Source organism: uncultured Jatrophihabitans sp. (genome assembly GCF_964252635.1).
Lineage (GTDB): Bacteria > Actinomycetota > Actinomycetes > Mycobacteriales > Jatrophihabitantaceae > Jatrophihabitans.
The window spans coordinates 23,607-47,611 of record NZ_CAXUNP010000030.1 but is presented as its reverse complement, the minus strand read 5'-3'; the positions used below and the strand labels follow the sequence as shown (position 1 = coordinate 47,611).

Genomic DNA, 24,005 nt, shown 5'->3' with positions numbered 1-24,005 from the left:
CCAGACACCATCGGAGGCGTTAGCCGAGGTGTTGCGTTGACCGCCTGAACTCGCAGGCATGACGGTTTGATCATGGCTGATCCCACACCCGCTCATTCATCTACGCGACCTCTTCTACTCCAAACCCGCGCGCGTATCGACGACCCCGGCGCACGCTCAACGCGGCATAGGAGCAGTGGTACTCAACGCGTCGTCAGAGGTCATTCAATTCATACGCGGCGGCGCTGAAGGGTGAGGCAGGTATCCCGCTTCAGTGTTTCGAATGGACGGGCAGCAGTCGGCTCACCGGACGTCGACGTAGTCGGGCGTGGCGTAACCGTCGAAGTGGGTGCCGTCGCCGAAGTAGTGCAGTTCCCAGTACCCGTCCTTGGTGGCCTTCGCGTGCAGGGCGATGCGGCCGTGCGAGTCGGTGCGGCCGTGCGTCACGTAGGTGGCACTCTTGGCGCCACGCACGTGGAAGTACAGGTCGACGAGCTGACCGGGTGCTGCCCGCCAACCACTCACGTTCTGCTGCAACGTCCCGCTGACGGTGATCGTGCGCCCGGACTTGATCGGCTCAGGCGTCGCGTTGTTGCCGACGATGCGGGCGTCGGTGCGGGCGAGCCGGACGACCGGTCCGACGGCTTCGGCCAATTGGCGATCGAGCTCATGGTGCACGCGGTAGTACGCACCGGTCAGGCGCGCGGCGCCTGTGACGGTGAAGCTCGGAGACGAGGTTTTGTTGGCGGCGTGACCGATCGACGTCCAGCCCGTGCGACCGTTCGCCGAGTACTCCAACCGGGTGTCCTGGTGGTCGTAGACCGCGTTGCTGTCGAACGGCGCGACCAGGCTGCCGGTCGCGGTGACGGTGCCGTTGGACGCCAGCGTGATGTGCGTCCCGTGGTACGCGGAGTCATCGGCCACGGCGACCGTTCCCGAGGTGGGGCCGGCCGAAAGGAACGGCCCGGTCGCGGTGACCGACCAGTTGTTCTGCAGGTAGTGCGCGATGGCGGTCAGGGTGCACGAGAAGTGACCCGTCGTGTCGGTGTGGGTCGTGCACTGCGGCCCGCCCGGGAAGCCGTCGGACTGCACCTGGACGATCAGGCCGTCGAGGCTCTGCGCGGCGTTCGTGTTCTGCAGGACGACGCTGCCGCGCACCACGTAGTGCTGTCCGGCACCGACCAGCGCCGGGCTCGAGGAGGCGCTGATGTCGGCCGGGGTCCACGACACCGCGGGCCGGTCCGGGATCGAGGTCACCGTGCCGTGAATGTCGGGCTCGTCGACGGTCGCCGTTGCTGCGTACTGGGCCGAGTCGCCCTGGTCGAAGGCGGTCGTGGTGAACCGCCCGTCGCCACCGGTGGTGACGACTTGCACGTCGGGCTGAACGCCGCCCTCGTACTTGGTCACCGTGACGTCCTGCCCCGCGAGGGGGACGGTGACGTCGGAGCCGGGACGCAGGCCCAGCAGCCTCCCGGACGCCGCGGTGCGGTGCGCGCCGACCGAGACGCCGGCGGGGTTGAAACTCAGGGTGTTCACCCCGACGGTGTCGAACATCGGGGTGATGGTGAAGTCGAGCGTGCCGGCATCGGTGCGCGTGCTGGTGTCGCCGTGGTCATCGGTGGCGGTGAGGTCGATGACGTAGGCGCCGAGGGCCGGCATCGTGCCCCCGTCCCTGGTCAGCTCGAGGCGGGACGGCGTCCGCCAGGTGCCGTCGTCGTCGGTGAGCACGATCGGAACGCTGTCATTGTCGTGGTGCAGGGTGGCGGTGACCGAGTGCACCGTCGCCCCGGCTGCGTCCGTCCAGACCGGCACCGAGAACGAGTCGCGGAACGTCGGGCGGACGGGCCCGATCCCGACCGTGTCACCTGACGCGGGGTCCGCGAGGGCCGGCGTCACGCCGAGCGCGAGTACGAGTAGGGCTCCGGCGGCAACGAACCGCCCGCGTCGGTCAGCGGACCTTGACATCGCGCACCGCCGTCTCGGTGTAGAAGTGGTGGCCGTCGGGTTGGTAGATGACGACCCAGGCGCCGCTGCCGTAGACCTTGCCGCGCATCGTGAAGCGCCCGCTCGTGGTCGTCCGGCCGGCCTTGATCTTGTAGAACTCGGTGTCGCCCCGCGGACGCCAGATCAGCACGAGGCCACCGCGGGACAGACTGCGCCAGGACGTGCCGATCCGTTGCTGCAGCTGACCGGTCGCCGTCAACGTCCCGTTGCGTGTCGGTCGTGACGGGCTGAGGTGCAGCCCCGTGATGCGCGTCGGCGTGCGGTAGAGGTGCGACACGGGGGAGACGAGGGCGAGCATCGCGTCGCTCTCGGCGTGCGTGACGCGGTAGTAGGCGTTCACGTACCCGTCGGCGTGGAGCGAGAAGCTGCACGAGGTGCTGCCGTAGGCCGTGGTCGTCGAGGCCAGGCGATGCCAGCCGGTGCGGCCGTTCGAGGAGACCTCCAGAGCCAGGCTCTGGCTGCCGCACGGCCCGTGCACCGTGCCCTTGCCGGTCACGGTGCCGTAGGCGTCGAGCGCGAGACGCAACCCGGACAGGGTGGCCCGGGTGGGCACGGCGATCGACGTGTCCGTGTAGTTCATGGCCGTCAGGTAGGGCGTGGCAACAACCTCGGTGTCTGCGTCGGCAGCGCTGTAACGACGCAGCTGGTAGCTGAACCGTCCGTCGGCGCCGGTGCGCCCCGACGCTACGAGCAGCCCGTCGACGTACGTGCCGACAAGCTCGTGGGTCAAGGGCTGCCATCCGTCGGCAGTGAGGATCTGAGCGACGCCGGTCAGGGTGACGGAGCCGCCCGCGTGCAACCGCACCGTGGTCGGCGTCGCGTAGGACCGGGCCTGCGACGGCACCGCGTCCACGAAGGGCAGCGCCGTAGGCGCCGAGTCGACCGTGTCGGGATCGGCGGTCACGAGTGTGACGGTGGCGTCGGACAGAGCGCCGCCCGGCGTGACGGGGACGTTGAAGTGCCCGTCGGTGTCGGTCGTACCGCTCGTCTCGAACGAGTGAGCTTTGCGCTGCACGTCGTAGGTCGTGCCGTCGACCTCGACGGTGGTTCCGGCGGCGGGCGCTGCGGACGTTCCGTCGCGCGGGTCGTCGACCTCGGCTGTCCCGCTCACCGAAAAGGTCTGGTCGGCGTAGTCCGTCGCGGCGCGGTCGACCGACGCCGACGACACCTGGGCGTGCTCGGCGTAGTCGAACGTGCTCGTCGTCGGGTCGGTGGCCCCGGCGCGGTGCTGCACCGTTCCGGAGGCGTAGCGGTAATCGACGTCGGTGACGTAGTCGCCCAGCGGTGTCCCGGACGGCAGTCGGACAGCGTGGTCGGTGTGGGCGGTGAACGCCAGGCCGTCGGCGGCGTACTCCAGCACCAGGTCGTCGGTCTGGAACAGGACCGTGGCGCCGGTGTCCGTGTCGTGCACGGTCAGCTGGGCCCAGATCACGGGTTGCGGGAACACCGCTTCGAGCTGACCGGTGTCGGTCGTGACGATGTGCACTGCAGCGGTAGCGGCGTCGGCGCTCGGGGCGACCGCCACGGTGCCGGCGGCGACCAGCACCAACGCCAGCCCGGCCAGAGCCCCCCGGGCGCTCCTGCGTCGCGGCGCAACCGGCCGCCGGTGTTGCCACGACATCGCGATTCCTCCCGTTCCGGGACGCGATGATCACGTTCCCGCGGAGCGGATCCTAAGCGGCTGCTGTGGATCATGGGAAGCCAACTCGCGATCTTGGTTCGTCGTCCGTATCGGCGGCGGGGACAATTCCCCCGGATCCGTAACAGATCGCCCCGACGACCGACAGGAGGACAGCCGTGGACGTGCTGGTCCTGCCGGAGCAGGACGTCCCGGCGGAGCTGCAGGGGCAGGTCCGGGCACTGCACGAACGTGCGTGGCCGACGCCTGACGGCTCCACCGGCGACGCCGACCTTCCTTTGCACGACCCGGCGCTGCGCCCCGTGTCGGTGCTGCTCGTCGAACAGGGCGCGGTGGTGGCGTCACTGGCCATCCTCAGCACGAGCATCGTCCACGTCGACGTGTCCTTCCGCGTAAGCGGCCTCAGCACCGTGGTCACCGATCCCGACCGGCGGGGACGCGGGCACGGTGATCACCTGGTCAGGACCGCCCGCGACGTGATGGCCGCCGGCGACGCCGACATCGGGATCTTCACCTGCGACCGCCCCTTGGCGCCGTTCTACGAACGAGCCGGGTGGCCCGTCCTGCCCGGAGCCGTGCTGGTCGGCGGCACGGTCGACCGTCCGCTGAGCAGCGACGCGAGCGCGTTCGACAAGGTCACCCTGGCCGAGTTCTTCTCCGCGAAGTCGGCGAGGTACCGCGCCGACTTCGAGCACGCGCGTATCGCCCTGTACCCCGGTGAGGTGGACCGACTCTTGTGATCCGGTGACGCCGCGAGGCTGCATGTCAGGCACGCCACGTCCGCGCGTCGGCGGGGAGTGCCGGAGACAGGGCAAAGTGACCGTCCCAGCTGCGTGCCGCGGCCCGACGGCTGCCTCTCAGACGGCTTGTTCCATCACCGAGCGCACCGTGATCGTGAGCGAGGGGGCAAGTCGTCCCAGTTTCCAGCGTCTGGACTCAACGACGTAATCCTGCCCTTTGATCTCCACCAGCTCGTCCACGTGCGGTGCCGAGTCCATGTCGTGTCGCGACAGGTCGCGCCGCTGCCCGAGTGCATCGTCCAGGACGAACGTCACCATCACGTCGACGGTTGTACCCGTGCAGGACGAGACCGCAACGCAGCGATGGGTTCCCCCGGCGGCCGGTGGGTTGTGGGGCAGACTGCGCCCGTGGGTACCGAGCGCGATCGTGTCCGGGCGCTCATGCTGCGCAAGGAACCGGTTCCCGCCGGCGATCTCGTCATCGCCCGGATGATCATCGATGACGCACTCCGACACCGTCGATCATCGAGGGTGTTCCTGGTCGTCGTCATCGCGTTTGCTGCGTTCACCGTCGTCCGCGCGCTGCAGACAGACCGGTGGGACTGGTTCGCAGTCACCATCCTGGCCTTCGTCCTCGCGAGCGCGTCGTTCCGAGTGCGTGCAGAACGTCGGGCCCAGCGGTGGGCGCGCCGGTATCTGGCTCCGTCGCCGGACGACCGACTGCCCCGGAGCCTCGGCTAGCCCTGCTCAGTACGTGGGCGGGTGAGGCGCGGGCGGGTCCACCGGCCGCTTTACGGTGCCGTCCCGAGCCGAGGCCGGCAGGGTGAAGCAGCTGCTCTCGACCGCCGTTCGATCAAGGCCGTGAGGACCCGACGGTGTACCCGGGGGGAGTTGGGTAGTCCCTAGGTGCGGCCGGACGGCCGTGACGGCACTGCCGCGTGACACCTGACGAGGTACCGAACCATGACCCAGAAACCAGCCATCAGCCTGCGGGTGAACGGCGCCGTGCACCATCTCGAGGCGGACGTGCGCACCACGGTCCTGGACGCGCTGCGCGAGCACCTCGACCTTGTCGGGGCGAAGAAGGGTTGCGACCACGGTCAGTGCGGTGCGTGCACCGTCCTGCTCGACGGGCGCCGCGTCAACAGTTGCCTGCTCCTCGCCGTCGCCCATCAGGACGCCGAGATCACCACGATCGAGGGGCTCGGCACGACCGAGTCGCTGCACCCGCTGCAGTCGGCGTTCCTGGACCACGACGGCTACCAGTGCGGCTACTGCACGCCGGGCCAGATCTGCTCGGCCGCCGGGATGCTGCGCGAGGTGGCCGACGGGTGGCCCAGCGCCGTGACACCGGCCGGTTCGGCCACCCCGGTCGACCTCGACGACGACGAGGTCCGGGAACGCATGAGCGGCAACATCTGCCGCTGCGGCGCCTACCCGAACATCGTCTCGGCCATCCGGGACGCGGCCCGCGCATGAGGAGCTTCGACTACACCCGCCCCGACAACGTCGCGGGCGCCGTCCTCGCGCTGGCCGCCCGGCCCGACGGACACTTCCTCGGCGGCGGCAGCAACCTCGTCGACCTGATGAAGCTCGGCGTCGAGACCCCGGATGCACTGGTCGACGTGAGCAGGCTGCCGCTCGACGGGGTCGAGGTGACCCCCGACGGCGGTCTGCGCATCGGCGCCGGAGTCCGGAACAGCGACCTCGCCGCCCACCCGGAGGTGACGGCCCGGTACCCGGTGCTCAGCCAGGCCCTGCTCGCCGGTGCGTCCGGCCAGCTGCGCAACGTGGCCACGACCGGCGGGAACCTGCTGCAACGCACCCGTTGCGTCTACTTCACCGACCCGAGCAAGCCGTGCAACAAGCGCGCTCCGGGCACTGGCTGCCCGGCGCGGGAGGGCGACCACCGCAACCTGGCCATCTTCGGCAACGCCGAGTCGTGCGTCGCGACGCACCCGTCGGACATGGCGGTTGCGATGGCGGCGCTCGACGCGGCCGTCCTGGTCACCGGGCCGAACGGGGACCGGCGCATCCCGCTCACCGACCTGCATCGCACCCCGGCCGAGAGTGACGACGTCTCACGGGACACCGTCCTCGACCACGCCGACCTCATCACGGCCGTCGAGCTCCCGGCGCTGTCCTTCGGTGCGGCCTCGACCTACCGCAAGGCGCGCGACCGCGCGTCGTACGCGTTCGCCGTCGGATCGGTCGCGGCCGCCCTCGACGTCGCCGACGGCACCGTGCGCGACGTCCGGCTGGCGTGGGGTGCCGTCGCCGGTAAGCCGTGGCGGGCGTACCGCGCCGAGGACGTGCTGCGGGGCAGGGCGGCCACCGCCGAGTCGTTCGCGGCCGCCGCCGACGCCGAACTCGAAGGTGCCGAGCCCCTGCGGGACAACGGTTTCAAGGTGCCGCTGCTGCGCTCGATGACCGTCGCCGTCCTGCAATCCCTGACCAACGGAGCCTGCTCATGACCACCCTCGGAACGCGCCCCACCGACACCTCGACGCTCGGCGCGCCCGTCGCGCGGATCGAAGGCCCGCTCAAGGTCACCGGGTCGGCCCGCTACGCCGCCGAGCACCCGCAGGAAGGGCTGCTGCACGCCTGGGTCGTCCAGGCGCCGGTGGCCAAGGGCACCGTACGTTCCGTCGACGTGCCGGCCGGCCTCGCGCTGCCCGGCGTCGTCGCCGTGATCTGGCACGGCAACGCACCCTCGCTGAAGGAGGCCGACGACGCCGAACTGTCGGTGCTGCAGTCGGCAGAGATCGCCTACCGCGGCCAGCCGATCGCCTTGGTCGTGGCGACCTCGCCGGAGGACGCGCGAGAGGCCGTTCGGGTGCTGTCGATGGAGATCGACGAGGACGACCACGACACCGAGATCCGCCTCGGCCACCCGGGGTTCTACGCACCGCCGACGGTGAACCCGGCGTTCGACACCGACAGCGTGATCGGCGATCCGGACCGGGCGCTCGACGCCGCGGCCGTGGTGCTGGACGAGACCTACAGCACGTCGCCGCTGAACAACAACCCGATGGAGCCGCACGCCACCGTCGCCCGCTGGGACGCGGACCGGCTGACCGTCTGGGACTCCACCCAGCACGCCCCAGGTGTGGCAGGCACGCTGGCGACGCTGTTCGACGTCGCGCCGGAGAACGCCCACGTGCTCAACGAGCACGTCGGCGGTGGTTTCGGCTCCAAGGGAAGTGCCCGCCCGAACGTCGTGCTCGCCGCGCTCGCCGCGCGTGTCGTGGGGCAGCCGGTGCAGCTCGCGCTGCCGCGGCAGGCGCTGTTCTCGCTGACCGGCTACCGGACGCCGACGATCTCCAGGGTGCGGCTCGGCGCGGATGCGGAGGGCCACCTCACCGCCGTCAGCCACGAGGTCTGGGAGCAGTCCTCGACGATCGTCGAGTTCGCCGAGCAGACCGCCGTCGCCACCCGACACATGTACGCGGCGCCGGACCGTCGCACGACTCACCGGTTGGTGCGGCTCGACGTGCCCAGCCCGCGATGGATGCGTGCACCGGGGGAGGCGCCGGGCATGTTCGCGCTCGAGTCGGCGATGGACGAGCTGGCCGACAAGCTCGGGATCGACCCGATCGTCCTCCGCGAGCGCAACGAGCCCGATGAGGATCCGGAGGAGCACACGCCGTTCTCCAGCCGGCACTACCTGGACTGCCTGCACGCCGGTGCCGAGCGGTTCGGGTGGGCGGCACGAGACCCGCGCCCGCGCCGGACCCGGGACGGCGAGTGGTGGGTCGGTACCGGCGTGGCCGGCGCCACCTACCCGGCGATGTCGATGCCGTCGAGCGCGCGCGTCTCCGCGACGCCGGACGGTCGTTTCCAGGTTGCCGTGGCCGCCTCCGACATCGGACAGGGCGCACGTACGGTGCTCACGCAGATCGCGGCGGACGCGCTCGGCTGCTGGATGGAGGACGTGGACATCTCCATCGGCGACAGCGCGTTGCCCATGGCCTCGGTAGCCGGCGGTTCGTCCGGCACGGCCTCCTGGGGCCGCGCCATTGTCCGCGCGAGCGAGCAGCTCCTCCGCCGGATCGACGGCCCGATTCCGCCTGACGGCCTGTCCGCGACCTACGACACGACCGACGAACTGGAGGACCAGCCAGAGCTGTCCCAGCACGCGTTCGGTGCGCACTTCGTCGAGGCGCGGGTCAATGCCGTCACCGGTGAGGTGCGCGTGCCGAGGATGCTCGGCGTCTTCGCGGCCGGCAACATCCTCAACGAGAGGCTGGCCCGTTCGCAGTTCCTCGGTGCGATGACGATGGGCCTCGGCATGGCGTTGCACGAGGAAGAGATCATGGACCCGCACACGGGAGACTACGTCAACCACGACCTCGCCGAGTACCACGTCGCGTCCCACGCCGACATCGGCGACCTCCAGGTGCTGTGGCTGCCCGAAAGCGACGACAGCCTGAACCCCATGGGCAGCAAGGGCATCGGCGAGATCGGCATCGTCGGCACCGCGGCCGCGGTGGCCAACGCGGTCTGGCACGCGACCGGCGTCCGCGTCCGGGATCTCCCCATCCGGCTCGACAAGTTGCTGGACGGTGTCCTCGCCGACGGGTGAGCGGTGCGACCTAGGCCGCAGGATCGTCCTGCGAGTTGTCCGTCGAGCCGCGTCAGCCCTTCGACTGGCTTGCGTCGAGGATAGGACGGGGGTCGAACGCGACGCGGATCTCGGCGATGCCGCCGTGCTCGACGTGCATCCAGTTGACGGTCGCCGTGGGTGGTGCGTCCGCGGTCAGCAGGTCGTACCAGGTGATGACGTCGGGGCCGTCGACGACCATGCGCACGATGTCGAGCCCGGTCATCATCTGACTCATGCCACGCAGCCCGGCCAGGCAGTCGTCGCCGGAGTCGGCGGTTCCGAGTGGACCGCGGAAGGTCGCGTCGTCGGCGAGCACATCCCGCAGCCGGTCAAAGTCGTGCGCCGTCCACGCCTGGTAGTAGGTCTCGGCCAGAGTTCGTGGCCCGGGCTCGGCGGACAGCCAGTCCTCGAACGTCGTCGGGCCGGTCTGCGCATCGCTGCCCGGCAGCAACACCTCACCGGCCATCGACGTGCCGAACGGGTTGTCCTGCCAGCTGGCGCGTACGGCTGTCGATTCGCCTCGGGCAGCAAGGGTGCGCCGCGCCAGGTCGACAAGATCGTGGGTGTCCGGTCCGGCCAGCTCGGCGGCACGGCGTTGCGGGTCGCCGAGGGCGAGGCGGACGAGTTCCTGCGCGACGTCGGCGACGGCTACCGGCTGCACCAGTAGCGGTGCGACCGTGGCCACCCCGTTCGCGGTCGTCCAGCCCGCGACCATCGCGGCGAAGCTGTGGAACTGCGTCGCCCGCAGGATCGTCCACGGCACCGTACCCGATCGCACCCGTTCCTCCTGCGCGACCTTGCCGAGGTAGTGCCCGTTGTCGGGCACGGCGTCGACGTTGACGATGGACAGCAGCACGTGATGCCGGACGCCGGCGCGTTCCTCGGCCGCCAGCAGCGTCCCGGTGGTGCCGGTGAAGAACGCGGTGGCGGCGTCGGCGTCCGTCTCGGCCGTGTTCAGCACGTCGATGACCGTGGACACCCCGGTCAGGGCGTCGTCGAGGCCGTCGCCGGTGATGACGTCCACCCCGGCCGACCGCGCGATCTCGACCGCGTCGTGCCCTGACGTGCGCAGCACGTCGACGACGGCCGCACCCACGTGACCGGTAGCGCCCGCCACCGCGATCCTCGTCATGACGCTCGTCCCCTCGATCGATGGTCTGTCGGCGCGGATCTGCGTGGCAGACCGTGCGCGTCCGGACGTCGGCGTTCCGTCGCCACGTGCTCGGGAAAGCCGCCGACCAGCGTCGCGTCGACTGGACCGAGACCGTCGACATCTTCCGGTCTTTCGGGCTTCGCTTCAACCCGCGGACCTGACACCATCGGCGAGAACAGTCGAACCAGGGCGGATGAGAGGAAGGCCCGTGACGTCGAGCCGGCTCCCGGCGTTCCGCTTCGGCATCGTGGCGCCGTTCCAACCTGATCCGGCGGCGTGGCGGGAGCAGGTGCGACGCATCGCCGGCCAGGGGTATTCGACGGTGCTGGTGCCCGACTTCCCGCTGGCGCAACCGGCCCCCGCACCGGCGCTCGCCGTTGCCGCCACCGTGGCCGACGTGCGGGTCGGCACCTGGGTCTACGCCGCCCCGTTGCGCGCGCCCTGGCTGACCGCATGGGAGGCGCACTCGCTGACCGTCCTCACCGACGGCCGTTTCGAGATGGGTATCGGAGTGGGTCGGCCCGATATCGAGAACGAGCTCGCGGACATCGTCACCTTCGCGATGACGCCGAACGAACCACGCGTCGATGTCACGCAACGCGTGCGCGACTTCCGCACCGCGCGACAGGTCGAACTGTCCATGCACATCCCTGTCGTCGGCAGCACCGTCTCGCCGTTCATGGCCCCGCCCGACACCGACACCTCCGCGCTGCACGCAGCCGACTCCCTCGCCTACCTCTCGAGCGACCCGTCGGCCGCCGCCGACGAGCTGCGGCGCCGCCGGGAGGAGATGGGCCTGTCCTACTTCGCGTTCGGCGCGAACAACGCCGACACGTTCGCGCCGCTCGTCGCCGAACTCAGCGGCGCGTAGCGCACGACCAGCCCGAGGTTGGTACCAAAAGCCGTTGGCAGGACATGGCCGCCCAGGACTAGTTTTCGGCCGTGGACGATACGGACGGGTACTTCGATGAACCGGTGGCGGCGCGCTACGACGACCCGTCGGATCCCATGTTCCGGCCGGAGGCGGTGGATCCCGCGGTCGAGCTGATCGCCGCGCTGGCGGGCGGCGGTCGGGCACTGGAGCTCGCGGTGGGCACCGGACGCATCGGTGTGCCGCTCGCGCGACGGGGCGTCCCGGTCGCCGGCATCGAGCTGTCCCGGGCAATGGTGGACCGGCTGCGCGCGAAGCCGGGCGGCGAGGCCGTGGCCGTGACGATCGGTGACATGGCGACGACGTCGGTGGACGGTCTGTTCGCGGTGGTCTACCTGGTGTTCAACACGATCAACAACCTCACCTCGCAGGACGCGCAGGTTGCCTGTTTCCGCAACGCGGCCGCTCATCTCGCTCCCGGCGGGTGCTTCGTCGTCGAGACCACCCTGCCGCCGCTGCGAAGGCTGCCGGCCGGGCAGGACATCTGGGGCTACCGCGCGGATGCAGGAGGCATCGTGGCCTACAGCTTCGATCACGCCGGCCAGACCTACAGCGGCCACTACGTGCGCTTCGACGACGGGGTGGGCCGGTACCGGACCATCCCGTTCCGCTACGTCTGGCCGTCCGAGCTCGACCTGATGGCGCAACTCGCCGGGCTCCGCCTGCGTGATCGCTGGGCCGACTGGAACCGTCGACCGTTCACCAGCGACAGCCCTGCACACGTGTCGGTGTGGCAGAAGCCCGACCCGGGTTCAGGCTGACGCCGGTTTCCGGGCGGCAATCACGACCTGAGGGCGTAGTGGCGGGTCCGCCGGCACGCGCAGTTCGGCCACGATCTCCAGACCGGCGTCGACGATCATGTTCATGAGTTGCTCGGGCTGGTACAGGTGCGTCGTCCACGCCACCGGGACATCGCCGTACGCGGTCGTGCGCCGGACGTCACCGTCCCCCCGGTGGGTTCCCACGAGCAGCTGACCCCCCGGGCGCAAGGAACGGGCCATCCGGGCGGCGACCTGCGGCAGCTGGCCCCGGGGGATGTTGAACCACGACCACCACCCCAGCACGCCGCCCAGGGACTCCGCGGGTGGCGCGAGGTCGGTTACCGACGCCACCTCGAAGCGGATCTGTGGGTGCCGTCGACGGGCGTGCTCGACCATGCGTGACGAGAGATCGATGCCCGAGACCTCGAGACCCAGCGCATGCAGGTAACCGCTGACCGTGCCCGGGCCGCATCCGGCGTCGAGAACGGGGCCGATGTCGCGGACCTGTTCGGCAAAGGCGTCCAGCGCCGCCCGCAGCCAGGGGCTCGGCCCGAGATCGCCGACCCCCATGGACACGTAGTTGTCGGCAACCGCGTCGTAGGACGACCGGACGGCCTCGAGATCGGCGGCAAGGACGGTGTCGGTCACGGTCGGCGACGGTATCGGGACGCACCGACAACGACGGAGGGCTCATCCCAGGTGTCGGATACGGGGCCACTGCTCGGCCCATGAGCCGCGAACCCCGGCGCTGACCGTCCCGGCCGTGGGCTCGCTCACCCCCGTCGCCTGAGCGGGCCGCGCAGCGTCACGGTCAGCGCGGGGGAGAGGGCCCGGACTAATTCATCGACGGTCATCGAAGCGATGGGTTCGACCCGGATCACGTAGCGGCTGAAGATCACGCCGGTGACCTGGCTCGAGAACATGCCCGCGCGAACGCGCGCGTCGGCCCCGCCGAGACGACCGGCGATCTTGTCGATCATCTCGGCCTGCAGCCCTCCGCGGACCACGTCGCCCAGCGCCGGATCCGAGGCGGCGTCGCGCAGCAGCGCACGCAGCCGACCACCGCCTTCGGGAGAATCCCAGGTCGTCACGAGGGCACGTAGTGCACGAGGGGCGAACGTCTGCAGGTCGCCTTTGAGCACCTCCTGCAGAATGTCCGCCGGGTTGACGATCAGCTGGAGAGCAGCACCGAACAGACCGCGTTTGGAACCGAAGTGGTAGCTGATCAGCGCGACGTCGCAGCCCGCCTCCGCGGCGATCGTCCGCAGCGTGACGTTCGGGTAACCGTCGCGCAGGAACCGCTCTTGCGCCACGGCCAGGATCTGAGCGGGCGTGTCCGGTTTGCCCGCACGGCGTCCCCGCGGCGCCGCCACCCGCTGCGGCGCCGCCCCGGGCGCGGGGGAATTCATCATGGTTGAGGACAGCTAACCGCGTCCTCCAGCCTCGGTCCACCTTGTCACCGTCCACCGGAGGATCGGCCCATGATCACCACTGCTCCCCTGACCGAGCGGGTGCAGTCCCGCCCGCACCCGAAGCGGCCCACACCCGTCCGTCATCGGGCGGTACTGGTCGTCACCTGCCTGGCCCTGGCGACCGTCACGGCGGCCATGGCGTCGCTGAACGTCGCGTTGCCCTCCATCGCCCGCGACACACACGCCAGCCAGACCAGCCTGTCCTGGGTCATCGACGCCTACAGCCTGGTCTTTGCAGCGCTGCTGCTGGCCGGCGGCGCCATCGGCGACCGGTTCGGGCGCCGCCGCGCCCTGGTGATCGGTCTGGCCGTCTTCGGCGTCGGGTCCGCCCTCGCACCCTTCACGACCAGCGTGCACGCGTTGATCGCATTGCGCGGGGTGCTGGGTGTCGGGGCGGCGCTCGTGATGCCGGCGACGCTGTCGACCATCACCGGTACCTTCCCGCGCGAGCGCCGGGCTGCCGCCGTCAGCGTCTGGGCGGCCGTCGCCGGCGCGAGCGCGGTCGGCGGCCTGCTGTGTTCAGGGCTGCTGCTGGAGCAGTGGTCGTGGCGGTCGATCTTCGTGCTCAACGTCGTCCTGGCCGCGACGGCGATCGTCGGAACCCTTGCCGTGGTGCCCTCGTCGGCAGATCCCGACGCGCCCCGCATCGACGTGGTCGGCGCGTTGGGCACCGTAGCGGCGTTCGGCACCTTGGTGTACTCGATCATCGAGGCGCCGGACCACGGGTGGACCGCGGCTCGGACGGTCGGCGGTCTCGTCGCCGGCCTCGCGCTGCTGGCCGCATTCGTCGCCTGGGAGTTGCGCTGCGACCACCCGTTGATCGACCCACGGTTGTTCGCCAGGCCTGCATTCTCGGCCGGGACGCTGTCGATCTTCCTGCAGTTCTTCGCGTTCTTCGGCTTCGTCTTCGTCGCCATGCAGTACCTGCAGCTCGTCCGCGGCGACAGCGCGCTGGTCGCGGCCTTGAGCATGCTGCCCATGGGTCTGGGCATGTTGAGCACGAGTCGTGCGGTCCCGCCACTCGTCGCCCGCATCGGGCAACGCGCGTGCTGCGTCGGCGGCCTGGTGCTGATGGGCATTGGTTTTGCCGTCCTGGCACAGCTCGACGGCAGCAGCAGCTACTGGCTCGTCGTCACCGGGTTGTGGCCGCTGGGCGTCGGGATGGGGCTTGCGATGACGCCGGCCACCGCTGCAGTGACCGACAGCCTCCCTCCGGCGCTGCAGGGCGTCGGGTCGGCGATGAACGATCTGGCGCGGGAACTCGGCGGCGCACTGGGCATCGCCGTGCTCGGCAGCCTGCTCGACTCCACCTACCGCGGCCACCTGAACCTGCCAGGCGTCCCTGCACCCGTCGAGGCGCAGGCCCGTTCCTCACTCGGCGTCGCCGCCCATCTCGGCAACGCGGTGCGCCCGGTCGCTCAGCACGCCTTCGTGGACGGCATGCACGTGGCCGTCTACGCGGCAGCCGCGGTGACCTGCTGCGCAGCGCTGGCCGTTGCCGTTCTGCTCCGACGGCCCGACATCTCGGGGGCCAGCACCGACCGTGCCGGCTCGGGCCAGTAGCGGTGACGTGCCGGCCCTCGATCAGTGGCGGTGACGTGCCGGCCCTCGGTCAGTGGCGTACGCGCAACCGCAGCGTGCGGCCGATGGCCAGGACCAGCTGCGCGTAGCGCGGCGTCGCGCCGTGGTACCCGAAGATCCCTCTGGGTCCCTGCGTCATGGCTCCGGTGGTCACGTCGTACTTGCTGCCGTGCCATGGGCAGACCAGGCACCCGTCCGCGTCGACGTGTCCCTTGCTCAGGTCGGCGAGCTGATGGCGGCACCGGCGGGACACGGCGAACTCGGTGTCGTGGGCCGTACCGACCGCCCACGGACCCTCGCGGTGTACGCCGCCGGCCCTCGTTGTCTCGACTGGATCCATGAAGGGCCGCCCTCTGCTTCACCGGGTGGGGGTTCAGCGCCGGTCACAGTGGGTGTGCCCCGCAAGGCGAGTGGGCTGACAGGTCCGGTCAGGGGTCAGCGGCGCCGACCCGGGTCGACCACGCCGGCGGAGGATCCGCCGCGGCGCGTCGGCTCGCCCGCGGCGATGACCCGCCCGTGCGACCTGAACTCCAGGCCGTCCGCGACGCCGATCGTGGGTGCGATCGTGATCGTCGGGTCGAGCGGCGAGGTGTTGCTGATCGCGAACTTCTGCCCGTAGGACTCGAGGGTCTTGGTCGACGGCTCGCGCAGGAAGGCCGGCTCGGCCTGCGTGGTGGCGCTGTTGCGCTGCGAGGCGCGCGGAGCGGCGATCGCGTTCTCGAGCGACATGTGCAGGTCGATGCGGTTGACCAGGATTTGCAGGACCGTTGTGATGATCGACGCGCCGCCCGGCGATCCCACCGCGAGGAACGGGCGACCGTCCTTGAGCACGATCGTCGGGGACATCGACGAGCGCGGCCGCTTGCCCGGTGCAGGCAGGTTCGGGTCGAACGCGCTGCCCTGCGTCGGCGCGAAGTTGAAGTCGGTCAGCTCGTTGTTGAGCAGGAACCCGCGGCCCGGGACGACGATGCCGCTTCCACCCAGCTCCTCGATGGTGTTGGTGTAGCTGACCACGTTGCCGCGCTTGTCGGAGACGACGAAGTGGTTGGTGGAGATGCCGTCGTTGCCGGGCGTGGTGTCGGCCGTCTGCGGTGTGCAGCCGTTGCCACCCTGGGTCGGGTCGCCGGGCGCGACCGGGCTCACCCCGGCCTTCGTCGGGTTGATCAGGCACGCGCGCTGCCGGGCGAAACCCTTGGACAGCAGTGCCTTCTGCGGGACGAAGACGTAGTCCTTGTCGCCGATGTAGCGGTTGCGGTCGGCGAAGGCGAGGCGGCTGGCCTCGAGGTAGTCCTGCAGTGCGGCCGTCTTGTCGGCGGGGGAGAGGTGGAAGTTCTGCAGGATGTTGAGGGACTCGCCGACCGTGATGCCGCCGCTCGAGGACGGCCCCATGCCGTAGACGTCGTAGCCGCGGTAGTCCACGTGGGTCGGCGCCCGGTCGAGGGCCCGGTAATCACGCAGGTCGGCCAGCGTCATCGGGCCGGTGATGGGCTTGAGCGTCGCACCCGGCGCCAACGGCAGGTGCTGCACGGTGTGCACGACATCGCGCCCGAGCGAACCCCCGTACAGGGCGGAGGTGCCCTGCCGGGCGATCTGCCGGTACGTCGACGCGAGGTCCGGGTTCTTCAGGGTCGAGCCCACCGCCGGGAGTCGGCCGCCGGGCAGGAACAGCTTGGCCGTCGGGGTGAACTGTGCGAAGCGGCTCGCGTTCTCCCTCGCCTGCTCGCGGAACGTCGAGTCGACCGTGAAGCCCTTCTTGGCGACACGGATGGCCGGGCGCAGGTCGCGGGCCAGGCTGAAACGTCCGAAGCGCTGCAGGGCGCGCTGCCAGGTCGCGAGGGTGCCCGGCACACCCACGGACCGCCCACTGGTGACCGCCGTCGGGAAGCTGTAGGGCTGGCCGGTGCTCGGGTCGATGAACATGGTCGACGAATCGCCGGCCGGCGTCGTCTCCCGTCCGTCGATGGTGGACACCCGGTGCGTGCGTGCGTCGTAGTAGGTGAAGTAACCGCCACCACCGATGCCGGCGACGAACGGATCGGTCACGCCGAGCGTCGAGGCAACGGCAACCGCGGCGTCGGCGGCCGTTCCACCGTGCCGCAGCACGTCCAGCCCGGCCTGGGTCGACTCGACGGTGTCGGACACGACGGCGCCGCCGTAGCCGCTGGCGACGGGCTGCTTGGTCAGGCCGTGACCGCGTGGTGGGTGGGCGGCGGCGGCCGCCGTGCCGGTGAGAACGAGGGCCCCGGTGGCCAGAACGACAGTGATGTGACGACCGCGCATCATGAGGCCCTCCTGTGCAGACAGTCAGAGCCTCGTTCCTACCACGTCCGGACGAACAGGTCATCGGCCGCGATTCGCCACAGACGCGACGCCGCCGTTACTTCCAGCGGAAGTGGACGAAAACCCGCCCGAAGTTGTCCGAGTCCTTCTCGACGCGGTGGTACAGCGCCTTGACGTCCTTGCGGTCGAGGAAGCGCAGCACCCGCTTCTTCAGTTGGCCGGAACCCTTGCCGGGGATGATCTCGACAAGCGGTGCCTTCTTGGCCACGGCCTCGTCGATGATCGAGCGCAGAGCACGTTCGATCTCGTCGCCGCGGTTGTAGATGTCATGCAGGTCCAGCTTGAGCTTCACCGCCCCATCGTCCACGTGAGGGCAAGGTCTGGGCCGCCGACCACTCGCCCGCGCCGGCGGCGACCGCGTCGCCGATCGGCGTGCGGCGGTAGACCACCGACCGCCCGGTCCGGGTGCCGGTCACGAACCCCGCCTCGCGCAGCACGCGCAGGTGGTCACCGACCGCCCCGACCGCGAGGCCGGTGACGCGTGCCAGCTGGGTGGTCGACGCAGCCGTCTCGAGGCGCACCAGCAGGTCGGCGCGGGACGTGCCGAGCAACCGGCCGAGCGCTCCCGGGACGGTCACCGTCGGTTCCCACAACGCCGCGCTGCCCCGCGCGGGGTACACGATCGTCGGTGGCCACGGATCCTCGAATAGGGTGGCCAGCCTCGGGTGCAGGAACACCGTCGGCACGAAGGTGATGCCGCGGCCCCGCAGCTGCACCGTCTCGTCCGGCCGGGCACCGACGAGCACGGCTCCGTCCTGCCAGCGCAGCTTCGGGTGCAGCTCGGCCACCGCTCCCGCCCACCCCTCGCGCGCCAGTCGCTCGGCGCGGTGCAGCACGTCGCGCTTGGCGATGGCCAGCAACTGGGGCCAGTCGGGGGCGACGAGCACCTGCCACATGGCCTCGAGCATGTCGGCCAGCCGGGACACGACGTCGCGGCGCGCGAGCAGGGCCGCAACGTCGTCGTCCACCGGGCCGGTGCCCTCGAGCGCCCGCCGGATCTGCTCACGGGCCAGGCGCAGGGGAGTCGACCGGATCAGGGCGATGTCGTCGGCGGGCGTACGTGCCATCCCCGACGGTGGCGGGGAGATGAAATCGGCGCCCCAGGCGGTCCGTCGGAAGGAACGCAGCGTCCGGTCGTCCAGGCTGCCGCGCAGCGGCGCATAGCGCGCCGCCCAGCGAGACGCACGCACCATCCCCCCGATGGGGGTCCGCGCTCCGACCTCGTCGAGCTTGCTCAACAGGTGGGTCAGTTCGTAGATCGGCGCGATGGCGAACCGACTCGCGGCGAGGTCGTCGGGCCCGACCACCACACGCAGCATTGCTCTCTGACCTTTCGCTCGTCGACGTAACATTACCGTCGATCCACGCGTCGTCGCAGGCTGGCCGACGTGACACCGAAGCCGACGTACCGTGCGCTGCTGGGAATTCGGGGCGTTCCCGCCCTGTACGCGCTGTCGTCCGCGACCGTGCTCACCAGCAGCCTGCAGATCCTGGCGCTGTCCATCGCGGTCTACCGGGCGACCGGGTCGGCCCTGTGGTCGAGCTGCGCCTTCGCGGCCGGGTTCCTGCCCCAGCTCGCGGGCGGCGTCCTGCTCAACTCCCTCGCCGATCGCTGGGCGGCCCGTCTGCTGCTCGCGGCCGGCGTCCTGCTCCGCGCAACGGCCGGCATGCTGCTCGCGTTCGGCGGGTTGCCGCCCGCTGCGGCGATCGCGGTTGCGGCGGTGACCGCGCTGCTGCTCCCGGTGCCCTCGGCCGCCCAGTCGGCGCTGGTGTCCCGGCTGCTCGACGGTGAGCTGTACGTGCTGGGCCGATCGGTGTTCACGCTCATCTCGTCGGGTGGCCAGTTGCTGGGGCTTGCCGTCGGTGGCACGTTGGTGGCTGCGGTCGGTACGTCGGCGACGTTCGCGCTCAGCGGCGGTCTGCAGCTGCTCGGTCTCGTGGCCGTGGCCCTGCTGCCGCGCACCCGGCCGGTGCAGCACGCGGATCGGTGGCGACTCGGCGACACCTGGCGCGCCAACGCTGTCCTGCTGCGCGACGCGCCGGTGCGGCGCATCCTGCTGTCCTGGTGGATACCGCTCGCGCTGCTGGTCGGTGCGGAGTCGCTGGTGGTGCCCTACGTCGGGTCCCTCGGTCGATCCGGTGCTGCGACCGGCGTGCTGCTCGCCGCCTTTCCCGTCGGCAGCACGATCGGCGACCTCGTGGTCGGCCGGCTGCTCGGACCCGCTGCCCGCGCCCGGGCACTGCCGTGGCTGCTGGTCGGCGTCGGGGCGTCACTGCTGCCGCTCGCGATGACGCCGGGCGTCGCGGTGGCAGCGGGCTGTTGCGCCGTCGCGTGCGGTTGCCTGTCCTACCAGCTCTGCGGGCAGCAGGCGTTCCGGCAGGCGCTCCCGGCGGCGCAGCAGGGCGTGGGCTTCGGGCTCGCGGGCACCGGGTCGATGGCCGGGCAGGGTGTCGGGCCCGTGGTGGCCGGTGCGCTCGCCGACGTGCTGCACCCAGGGCCGACCATGGCCGCGCTGGGCGCCGCGGTCGTGGTCTATGCCGTCGGCTCTCGTCGACCGCGAGGCGGTGGCGGTCCGGAGGACGATGCGGCCGCCCGCGGGTCCGCACGAACTCCGCGTGGCGCGCTGCCCATGGCTTGATCGCGATGAGGCGTCTCGACCATCATGACGCCATGACGCGCACGTGGCGCTGTACACCCCCCGCCCACGTCGACCACCGCCGTCGGGTGGGCATCGTGGTGTTCGACGGCGTCAAGATGCTGGACCTGGCCGGCCCGGCGGAGGTGTTCGTCGAAGCCACCGGGGACGCCGCCGGCTACGACCTGGTCTTCCTGTCGCCCGACGGCGCCGAGGTGACCACGTCGATCGGAGCGCGGGTCGCGGTCGAGTGCGCGGCCGCGGAGGGCGGCCGGTTCGACACCGTGATAATCCCCGGCAGCGACCAGCCGCCCGCGACGTTCCTCAACGACAGACTGCTCGGCGCGGTCCAGGCGCTGGCAATGGACACGCGTCGACTCGTGTCGATCTGCAGCGGCGCGTTCCTGCTCGCCGAGCTCGGCCTGCTGGACGGGCGTCGGGCTACGACGCACTGGAAGCACACCGCCGAACTGGCACGACGTTTTCCTGCCGTCAAGGTCGACCCGGACTCGATCTGGGTACGCGACGGCTGCGTCTACACCTCGGCAGGTGTCGCAGCAGGGATCGACCTGGCTCTCGCGCTCGTCGAGGAGGATCTGGGCGCCGACGCAGCGCGCCACGCAGCGCGCACGCTGCTGGTGTACATGCGACGCGCCGGTGGCCAGACCCAGTTCTCGACGTCACTGCAAGGCCCCGCGCCCCGGTCTGCCGCCGTGACCGCAGTCGTCGACCTGGTTCGCAGCGACCTGTCACATCCGTACACCGTCCAGGATCTCGCGCGCTACGCCAACGTCAGCACCCGCAGCCTGACGCGGCTCTTTCGATCCGAACTCGAGGTCTCCCCGGCGGAGTATCTGGCCATGGTGCGCTTCGGCTTCGCCCGGGACATGCTCGACGCCGGCCACTCCGTGACGGGCGCCGCCATCCAGGCCGGTTACGGCAGCAGCGAAACGATGCGACGGGCGTTCGTCGACCGGTTGGGCATCTCACCGAGGACCTACCAGCGGCGTTTCTCGTCCACCACGTAGCCGCCGCCGGACCGCTACCTCCAAGTTGGCCGAATCCTTGGCATACCTGGCCAACGATGTGGGGCAGGGCGGGCCGGTACCGCCCACACTCGACCGTGGGCCGGAGCTGGCCGGCCCACCGGGACATCTGGAGGCGAACGGCCATGGGCACGATCACGACATCCGACGGCACCGAGATCTTCTACAAGGACTGGGGCTCGGGCCAGCCCATCGTGTTCAGCCACGGCTGGCCGCTGTCGTCGGACGACTGGGACACCCAGATGATGTTCTTCGTCAACCACGGGTACCGCGTCGTCGCCGCAGACCGGCGTGGTCACGGTCGTTCGGAGCAGACCAGCAACGGCCACGACATGGACCACTACGCCGACGATCTTGCCGCCGTGGTCACCCATCTGGACCTGCGGGACGCCATTCACGTCGGTCACTCGACCGGCGGTGGCGAGGTCGCCCACTACATCGCACGCCACGGGGAGGACCGCGTGGCCAAGGCGGTGCTCATCAGTTCCGTGCCCCCGATCATGGTGCAGACCGACGCCAACCCCGGTGGACTGCCGAAGTCGGTGTTCGACGACATCCAGGTGCAGGTCGCCACGAACCGTTCCGCCTTCTACCGTGACTTCGCCGCGACAGCCTTCTACGGCTTCAACCGCCCGGGCGTCGAACCGATCGAGGCCGTCATCCAGAACTGGTGGCGCCAGGGAATGATGGGTGGTGCCAAGGCGCACTACGACGGGGTCGTTGCGTTCTCACAGACCGATTTCACGCCGGACCTGCAGAAGATCAGCGTGCCGGTGCTGGTCATGCACGGTGACGACGACCAGGTCGTTCCGTATCAGAACGCGGGCGTGTTGTCCGTCAAGCTCGTCCAGAACGGAACCCTCAAGATCTATCCGGGGTTCCCGCACGGCATGCCGGCCACCCAGGCCGACACGATCAACGCCGACCTGCTCGCGTTCTTCCGATCCTGATCAGCTCGGGCAGGCAGCGCCCGCCAGGACGGCACCGGCGTCCAGGCCGGCGATGACCTAGGCACTGCTCACGCCGCGAGGTTGACCTGCTCCCGGTGGTGCTCGCGGCGCTCGATCACGTCGACGACGCCGAGCGCGTAGTCGGGGGCGGAGATCGTGCCGCCATCCTGCGGCTGCACGGCCACCTCCCCGCCGAGGCGGTAGGAGCCGACCGGCTCGACGGGTGCGTGCGCGCCGAACCCGAGGGCGGGGCTGACGAAGACCCAGTCCAGGCTCTCGGGCGTCGCCGGCAGGTCCTCGAGGATCAGGGCTGCCCCGGCGAGGATCTCCGGGTGCAGTTCGGTAGGGACGTTGCTGAGGTCGGTGACGAACCGGTCCGCCCCGGGCTCGGGTCGCAGCGAGGAGTAGCCGCCGACGACGAACAGGGCCGCGCCGGCGGCGTCGGCCAGTCGCGCGATGGTGCGGTTGACGTCGCGGAACGTGGCAGCCAACGGTCCGCGCGGGGCGAGGGCAGCCACGACGGCGTCGGATCCGGAGATGACCCGTTGCAGGACCGTCTCGTCGGCGGCGTCGCCCTCGACGTAGGTGACGCCGTCGACCGGCGCGTCCGGCGCCGAACGACTGAGCGCGGTGACCTGGTGACCACGGCGGGCGGCCTCCGCGGTGATGGCCGCACCGGCGTAACCGGTGCCTCCGATGACGGCGATACGTGACACGACAATCCCTTTCGCGCGTGACAACCGGCGCCTGACGACGCACTCTGATCACCGTACGGACCTAGGTCTCCAACGGGAAGTAGGCACCTCGTGGTAACCGACCAGCCCCGGACGGTGTTCGGCGACCCCTACCGCGCGGACTGCCCCACCCGCCGCATCCTGGACCGCATCGGTGACCGGTGGACCGTGCTCATCGTGGGCGTGCTCAGCGACGGCGACGCCCGTTTCTCGCAGCTGTTGCGCCGGATAGACGGCATCTCGCAGAAGATGCTCACGCAGACCCTGCGCGGGCTGGAACGCGACGGCCTGGTGCGGCGCACCGTGTACCCGGAGGTCCCGCCAAGGGTCGAATACGCCCTCACCGAGGCAGGACGCACTCTGTGCGAGCCCCTGCACGCCCTGCAGGACTGGGCAATCGCGCACCTCGACGACATCACCGCGTCGCAGGAGGCGCACGACGACGGGCTCGGTGTCGGGGGCGTGCGGTAGACGTACGACACGAATGTCACCACACACTGCGGAGGTTGCCGTGTCGGACACCACGTGCCACATGTCGATGTCGTTGGACGGTTTCGTCGCCGGGCCGGACCAGAGCCGCGACGACCCGCTCGGGAGGCGTGGCCGGGAGCTGCACGGCTGGCACATCGGTGACCCGCGCGCCACGGACGCCGATCGGCGCGCCACCGACTGGTTGATGCGCCCGCGCGGCGCCTACGTCATGGGCCGGAACATGTTCGGCCCGGTCCGGGGGGAGTGGGACGAGCCGTGGTCGGGCTGGTGGGGTCCGGAGCCGCCGTACCACGCACCGGTGTTCGTGCTCACCCACCACGCGCACGACCCCATCCCCATGGACGGTGGGACGACCTTCCACTTCGTCACCGGAGGTTTCGACGAGGCGTACGCAGCGGCGTCCGAGGCAGCCGGGGATCGCGGTGTCGACATCGCGGGCGGCGCCTCGGCCGTCCGCCAGGCGTTGACGGCCGGGGTCGTCGACGAACTCACCCTGGACATCGCCCCGGTACTGCTGGGGTCAGGGGAACGCATCTTCGACGGGCTCGGGTCGTTCGACTTCGAGCCTGTCGAGGTGCTGCACTCGCCGCTGACCACCCACATCCGCTACAGCCGCATCGTCTGACCGCGCGACAACCACCGGCCGTTCGCCGGGAACGGGTGTGCTCCCCCGTTCCCGGCGACTGCAGGCCTAGATGCAGGCCCTTACCGTGCCCTCCGCTTTACGCAGGGCAGCCGCACAGCGAGCCCGCGGTGCTGGTGACCGTGCTGGTCACCGAACCGCTGCCCCCGTTGCCCGACTGCGTGTTCGAGCTGGTGTTGCTGTTGCCCGACTGGGTGTTGGTCGAGCTGCCGGTGCTGGTGTGGTTCGCGCCGGTGTCGCCGCCACGGGCGCCGTCACCGCCGTGCGTGGTGGAGCCATTCTGGATGCTGCCACCGTC

General features: G+C 70.5%; 23 protein-coding genes and 1 pseudogene. 12 read left to right on the top strand and 12 right to left on the bottom strand.

The window, feature by feature from the left end; all coding sequences use genetic code 11:
• Positions 1–282: 282 nt before the first annotated feature.
• Together ACFFCA_RS13765 and ACFFCA_RS13760 are read right to left on the bottom strand one after the other, a co-directional pair.
• Positions 283–1,875 carry a hypothetical protein gene (locus tag ACFFCA_RS13765; protein WP_375485713.1) on the bottom strand — a complete coding sequence of 531 codons (1,593 nt, stop codon included), beginning with the start codon at positions 1,873–1,875 and terminating at the stop codon, positions 283–285.
• A gap of 52 nt (positions 1,876–1,927) precedes the next feature.
• Complete coding sequence (locus tag ACFFCA_RS13760; RefSeq protein WP_375485711.1) at positions 1,928–3,604, bottom strand: hypothetical protein; 1,677 nt, start codon at positions 3,602–3,604, stop codon at positions 1,928–1,930.
• A 176-nt stretch (positions 3,605–3,780) separates the two neighbouring features.
• Here ACFFCA_RS13760 and ACFFCA_RS13755 point away from each other — a divergent pair, with 176 nt between their 5' ends.
• Complete coding sequence (locus ACFFCA_RS13755) at positions 3,781–4,362, top strand: GNAT family N-acetyltransferase (RefSeq protein ID WP_375485709.1); 582 nt, start codon at positions 3,781–3,783, stop codon at positions 4,360–4,362.
• Positions 4,363–4,479: 117 nt separating this feature from the next.
• On the opposite strand, the gene ACFFCA_RS13750 is transcribed toward ACFFCA_RS13755, so the two are convergent.
• The gene (locus ACFFCA_RS13750; RefSeq protein ID WP_375485707.1) at positions 4,480–4,878 is read right to left on the bottom strand and encodes a hypothetical protein; all 399 of its coding nucleotides are present in this window, start codon (positions 4,876–4,878) and stop codon (positions 4,480–4,482) included.
• A gap of 447 nt (positions 4,879–5,325) precedes the next feature.
• On the opposite strand from ACFFCA_RS13750, the gene ACFFCA_RS13745 reads away from it, so the two are divergent.
• The 3 genes from ACFFCA_RS13745 to ACFFCA_RS13735 are packed head-to-tail and all read left to right on the top strand — an operon-like array spanning position 5,326 to position 8,947.
• Positions 5,326–5,841: a 2Fe-2S iron-sulfur cluster-binding protein gene (locus ACFFCA_RS13745; protein ID WP_375485705.1), complete on the top strand. Its 516-nt coding sequence runs from the start codon at positions 5,326–5,328 to the stop codon at positions 5,839–5,841.
• Positions 5,838–6,836, top strand: coding sequence for an FAD binding domain-containing protein (locus ACFFCA_RS13740; RefSeq protein WP_375485703.1), 999 nt, complete (start codon positions 5,838–5,840; stop codon positions 6,834–6,836). The genes ACFFCA_RS13745 and ACFFCA_RS13740 overlap by 4 nt, the downstream gene beginning before the upstream one ends.
• Positions 6,833–8,947, top strand: coding sequence for a xanthine dehydrogenase family protein molybdopterin-binding subunit (locus tag ACFFCA_RS13735; RefSeq protein ID WP_375485701.1), 2,115 nt, complete (start codon positions 6,833–6,835; stop codon positions 8,945–8,947). The genes ACFFCA_RS13740 and ACFFCA_RS13735 overlap by 4 nt, the downstream gene beginning before the upstream one ends.
• Before the next feature lie 52 nt (positions 8,948–8,999).
• Here the strand turns inward: ACFFCA_RS13735 and ACFFCA_RS13730 are convergent, their stop codons facing one another.
• A complete protein-coding gene (locus ACFFCA_RS13730; protein ID WP_375485699.1) occupies positions 9,000–10,100 on the bottom strand; it encodes a nuclear transport factor 2 family protein in 1,101 nt (366 codons plus the stop codon).
• A 229-nt stretch (positions 10,101–10,329) separates the two neighbouring features.
• Here ACFFCA_RS13730 and ACFFCA_RS13725 point away from each other — a divergent pair, with 229 nt between their 5' ends.
• Both ACFFCA_RS13725 and ACFFCA_RS13720 read left to right on the top strand, forming a co-directional pair.
• The gene (locus tag ACFFCA_RS13725) at positions 10,330–10,992 is read left to right on the top strand and encodes an LLM class flavin-dependent oxidoreductase (protein WP_375485697.1); all 663 of its coding nucleotides are present in this window, start codon (positions 10,330–10,332) and stop codon (positions 10,990–10,992) included.
• Between the two features lie 71 nt (positions 10,993–11,063).
• Positions 11,064–11,813 carry a class I SAM-dependent DNA methyltransferase gene (locus ACFFCA_RS13720; protein WP_375485695.1) on the top strand — a complete coding sequence of 250 codons (750 nt, stop codon included), beginning with the start codon at positions 11,064–11,066 and terminating at the stop codon, positions 11,811–11,813.
• On the opposite strand, the gene ACFFCA_RS13715 is transcribed toward ACFFCA_RS13720, so the two are convergent.
• Both ACFFCA_RS13715 and ACFFCA_RS13710 read right to left on the bottom strand, forming a co-directional pair.
• On the bottom strand, positions 11,805–12,461 hold the full coding sequence (locus ACFFCA_RS13715; RefSeq protein ID WP_375485693.1) for a class I SAM-dependent DNA methyltransferase: 657 nt from the start codon (positions 12,459–12,461) through the stop codon (positions 11,805–11,807). The two genes, ACFFCA_RS13720 and ACFFCA_RS13715, sit on opposite strands and share 9 nt — an antisense overlap.
• Before the next feature lie 125 nt (positions 12,462–12,586).
• The gene (locus ACFFCA_RS13710) at positions 12,587–13,222 is read right to left on the bottom strand and encodes a TetR family transcriptional regulator (protein ID WP_375485691.1); all 636 of its coding nucleotides are present in this window, start codon (positions 13,220–13,222) and stop codon (positions 12,587–12,589) included.
• A 72-nt stretch (positions 13,223–13,294) separates the two neighbouring features.
• Here ACFFCA_RS13710 and ACFFCA_RS13705 point away from each other — a divergent pair, with 72 nt between their 5' ends.
• Positions 13,295–14,848, top strand: a complete 1,554-nt coding sequence (locus ACFFCA_RS13705) for an MFS transporter (protein WP_375485689.1) — start codon at positions 13,295–13,297, stop codon at positions 14,846–14,848.
• Positions 14,849–14,897: 49 nt separating this feature from the next.
• Here ACFFCA_RS13705 and ACFFCA_RS13700 read toward each other — a convergent pair whose 3' ends face one another.
• The 4 genes from ACFFCA_RS13700 to ACFFCA_RS13685 form a co-directional block, all read right to left on the bottom strand.
• The gene (locus ACFFCA_RS13700; RefSeq protein WP_375485687.1) at positions 14,898–15,206 is read right to left on the bottom strand and encodes a Rieske (2Fe-2S) protein; all 309 of its coding nucleotides are present in this window, start codon (positions 15,204–15,206) and stop codon (positions 14,898–14,900) included.
• A gap of 95 nt (positions 15,207–15,301) precedes the next feature.
• Complete coding sequence (ggt, locus tag ACFFCA_RS13695) at positions 15,302–17,149, bottom strand: gamma-glutamyltransferase (RefSeq protein ID WP_375485685.1); 1,848 nt, start codon at positions 17,147–17,149, stop codon at positions 15,302–15,304.
• Positions 17,150–17,243: 94 nt separating this feature from the next.
• Complete coding sequence (locus ACFFCA_RS13690; RefSeq protein ID WP_375485683.1) at positions 17,244–17,498, bottom strand: Smr/MutS family protein; 255 nt, start codon at positions 17,496–17,498, stop codon at positions 17,244–17,246.
• The gene (locus tag ACFFCA_RS13685; protein ID WP_375485681.1) at positions 17,473–18,525 is read right to left on the bottom strand and encodes a DUF5937 family protein; all 1,053 of its coding nucleotides are present in this window, start codon (positions 18,523–18,525) and stop codon (positions 17,473–17,475) included. Before ACFFCA_RS13685 ends, ACFFCA_RS13690 begins: the two co-directional genes overlap by 26 nt.
• Before the next feature lie 69 nt (positions 18,526–18,594).
• Here ACFFCA_RS13685 and ACFFCA_RS13680 point away from each other — a divergent pair, with 69 nt between their 5' ends.
• From ACFFCA_RS13680 to ACFFCA_RS13670, 3 genes are all read left to right on the top strand, one after another.
• The gene (locus tag ACFFCA_RS13680) at positions 18,595–19,845 is read left to right on the top strand and encodes an MFS transporter (protein ID WP_375485679.1); all 1,251 of its coding nucleotides are present in this window, start codon (positions 18,595–18,597) and stop codon (positions 19,843–19,845) included.
• A 32-nt stretch (positions 19,846–19,877) separates the two neighbouring features.
• The gene (locus ACFFCA_RS13675; protein WP_375485677.1) at positions 19,878–20,870 is read left to right on the top strand and encodes a GlxA family transcriptional regulator; all 993 of its coding nucleotides are present in this window, start codon (positions 19,878–19,880) and stop codon (positions 20,868–20,870) included.
• Between the two features lie 143 nt (positions 20,871–21,013).
• Positions 21,014–21,838 (top strand): alpha/beta fold hydrolase, encoded by an 825-nt coding sequence (locus ACFFCA_RS13670; RefSeq protein ID WP_375485675.1) that lies wholly within the window; start codon positions 21,014–21,016, stop codon positions 21,836–21,838.
• A gap of 68 nt (positions 21,839–21,906) precedes the next feature.
• On the opposite strand, the gene ACFFCA_RS13665 is transcribed toward ACFFCA_RS13670, so the two are convergent.
• Positions 21,907–22,554, bottom strand: coding sequence for an NAD(P)-dependent oxidoreductase (locus ACFFCA_RS13665; RefSeq protein ID WP_375485673.1), 648 nt, complete (start codon positions 22,552–22,554; stop codon positions 21,907–21,909).
• Positions 22,555–22,644: 90 nt separating this feature from the next.
• Between ACFFCA_RS13665 and ACFFCA_RS13660 the strand changes: the two genes are divergently transcribed.
• Both ACFFCA_RS13660 and ACFFCA_RS13655 read left to right on the top strand, forming a co-directional pair.
• Complete coding sequence (locus ACFFCA_RS13660; protein ID WP_375485671.1) at positions 22,645–23,043, top strand: winged helix-turn-helix transcriptional regulator; 399 nt, start codon at positions 22,645–22,647, stop codon at positions 23,041–23,043.
• 40 nt (positions 23,044–23,083) lie between these two features.
• Complete coding sequence (locus tag ACFFCA_RS13655) at positions 23,084–23,689, top strand: dihydrofolate reductase family protein (RefSeq protein WP_375485669.1); 606 nt, start codon at positions 23,084–23,086, stop codon at positions 23,687–23,689.
• A gap of 97 nt (positions 23,690–23,786) precedes the next feature.
• Here ACFFCA_RS13655 and ACFFCA_RS13650 read toward each other — a convergent pair.
• Positions 23,787–24,005: pseudogene (locus ACFFCA_RS13650) on the bottom strand (serine/threonine protein kinase); the annotation flags it as partial.

What these genes read in the sequence shown, in the direction of transcription:
- ACFFCA_RS13710 (WP_375485691.1), bottom strand. Translation starts at nt 13,222, where the DNA reads ATGAATTCCCCCGCGCCCGGGGCGGCGCCGCAGCGGGTGGCGGCGCCG.
- ACFFCA_RS13730 (WP_375485699.1), bottom strand. Translation starts at nt 10,100, where the DNA reads ATGACGAGGATCGCGGTGGCGGGCGCTACCGGTCACGTGGGTGCGGCC.
- ACFFCA_RS13675 (WP_375485677.1), top strand. Translation starts at nt 19,878, where the DNA reads ATGACGCGCACGTGGCGCTGTACACCCCCCGCCCACGTCGACCACCGC.
- ACFFCA_RS13745 (WP_375485705.1), top strand. Translation starts at nt 5,326, where the DNA reads ATGACCCAGAAACCAGCCATCAGCCTGCGGGTGAACGGCGCCGTGCAC.
- ACFFCA_RS13685 (WP_375485681.1), bottom strand. Translation starts at nt 18,525, where the DNA reads ATGCTGCGTGTGGTGGTCGGGCCCGACGACCTCGCCGCGAGTCGGTTC.
- ACFFCA_RS13735 (WP_375485701.1), top strand. Translation starts at nt 6,833, where the DNA reads ATGACCACCCTCGGAACGCGCCCCACCGACACCTCGACGCTCGGCGCG.
- ACFFCA_RS13705 (WP_375485689.1), top strand. Translation starts at nt 13,295, where the DNA reads ATGATCACCACTGCTCCCCTGACCGAGCGGGTGCAGTCCCGCCCGCAC.
- ACFFCA_RS13700 (WP_375485687.1), bottom strand. Translation starts at nt 15,206, where the DNA reads ATGGATCCAGTCGAGACAACGAGGGCCGGCGGCGTACACCGCGAGGGT.
- ACFFCA_RS13670 (WP_375485675.1), top strand. Translation starts at nt 21,014, where the DNA reads ATGGGCACGATCACGACATCCGACGGCACCGAGATCTTCTACAAGGAC.
- ggt (WP_375485685.1), bottom strand. Translation starts at nt 17,149, where the DNA reads ATGATGCGCGGTCGTCACATCACTGTCGTTCTGGCCACCGGGGCCCTC.
- ACFFCA_RS13740 (WP_375485703.1), top strand. Translation starts at nt 5,838, where the DNA reads ATGAGGAGCTTCGACTACACCCGCCCCGACAACGTCGCGGGCGCCGTC.
- ACFFCA_RS13760 (WP_375485711.1), bottom strand. Translation starts at nt 3,604, where the DNA reads ATGTCGTGGCAACACCGGCGGCCGGTTGCGCCGCGACGCAGGAGCGCC.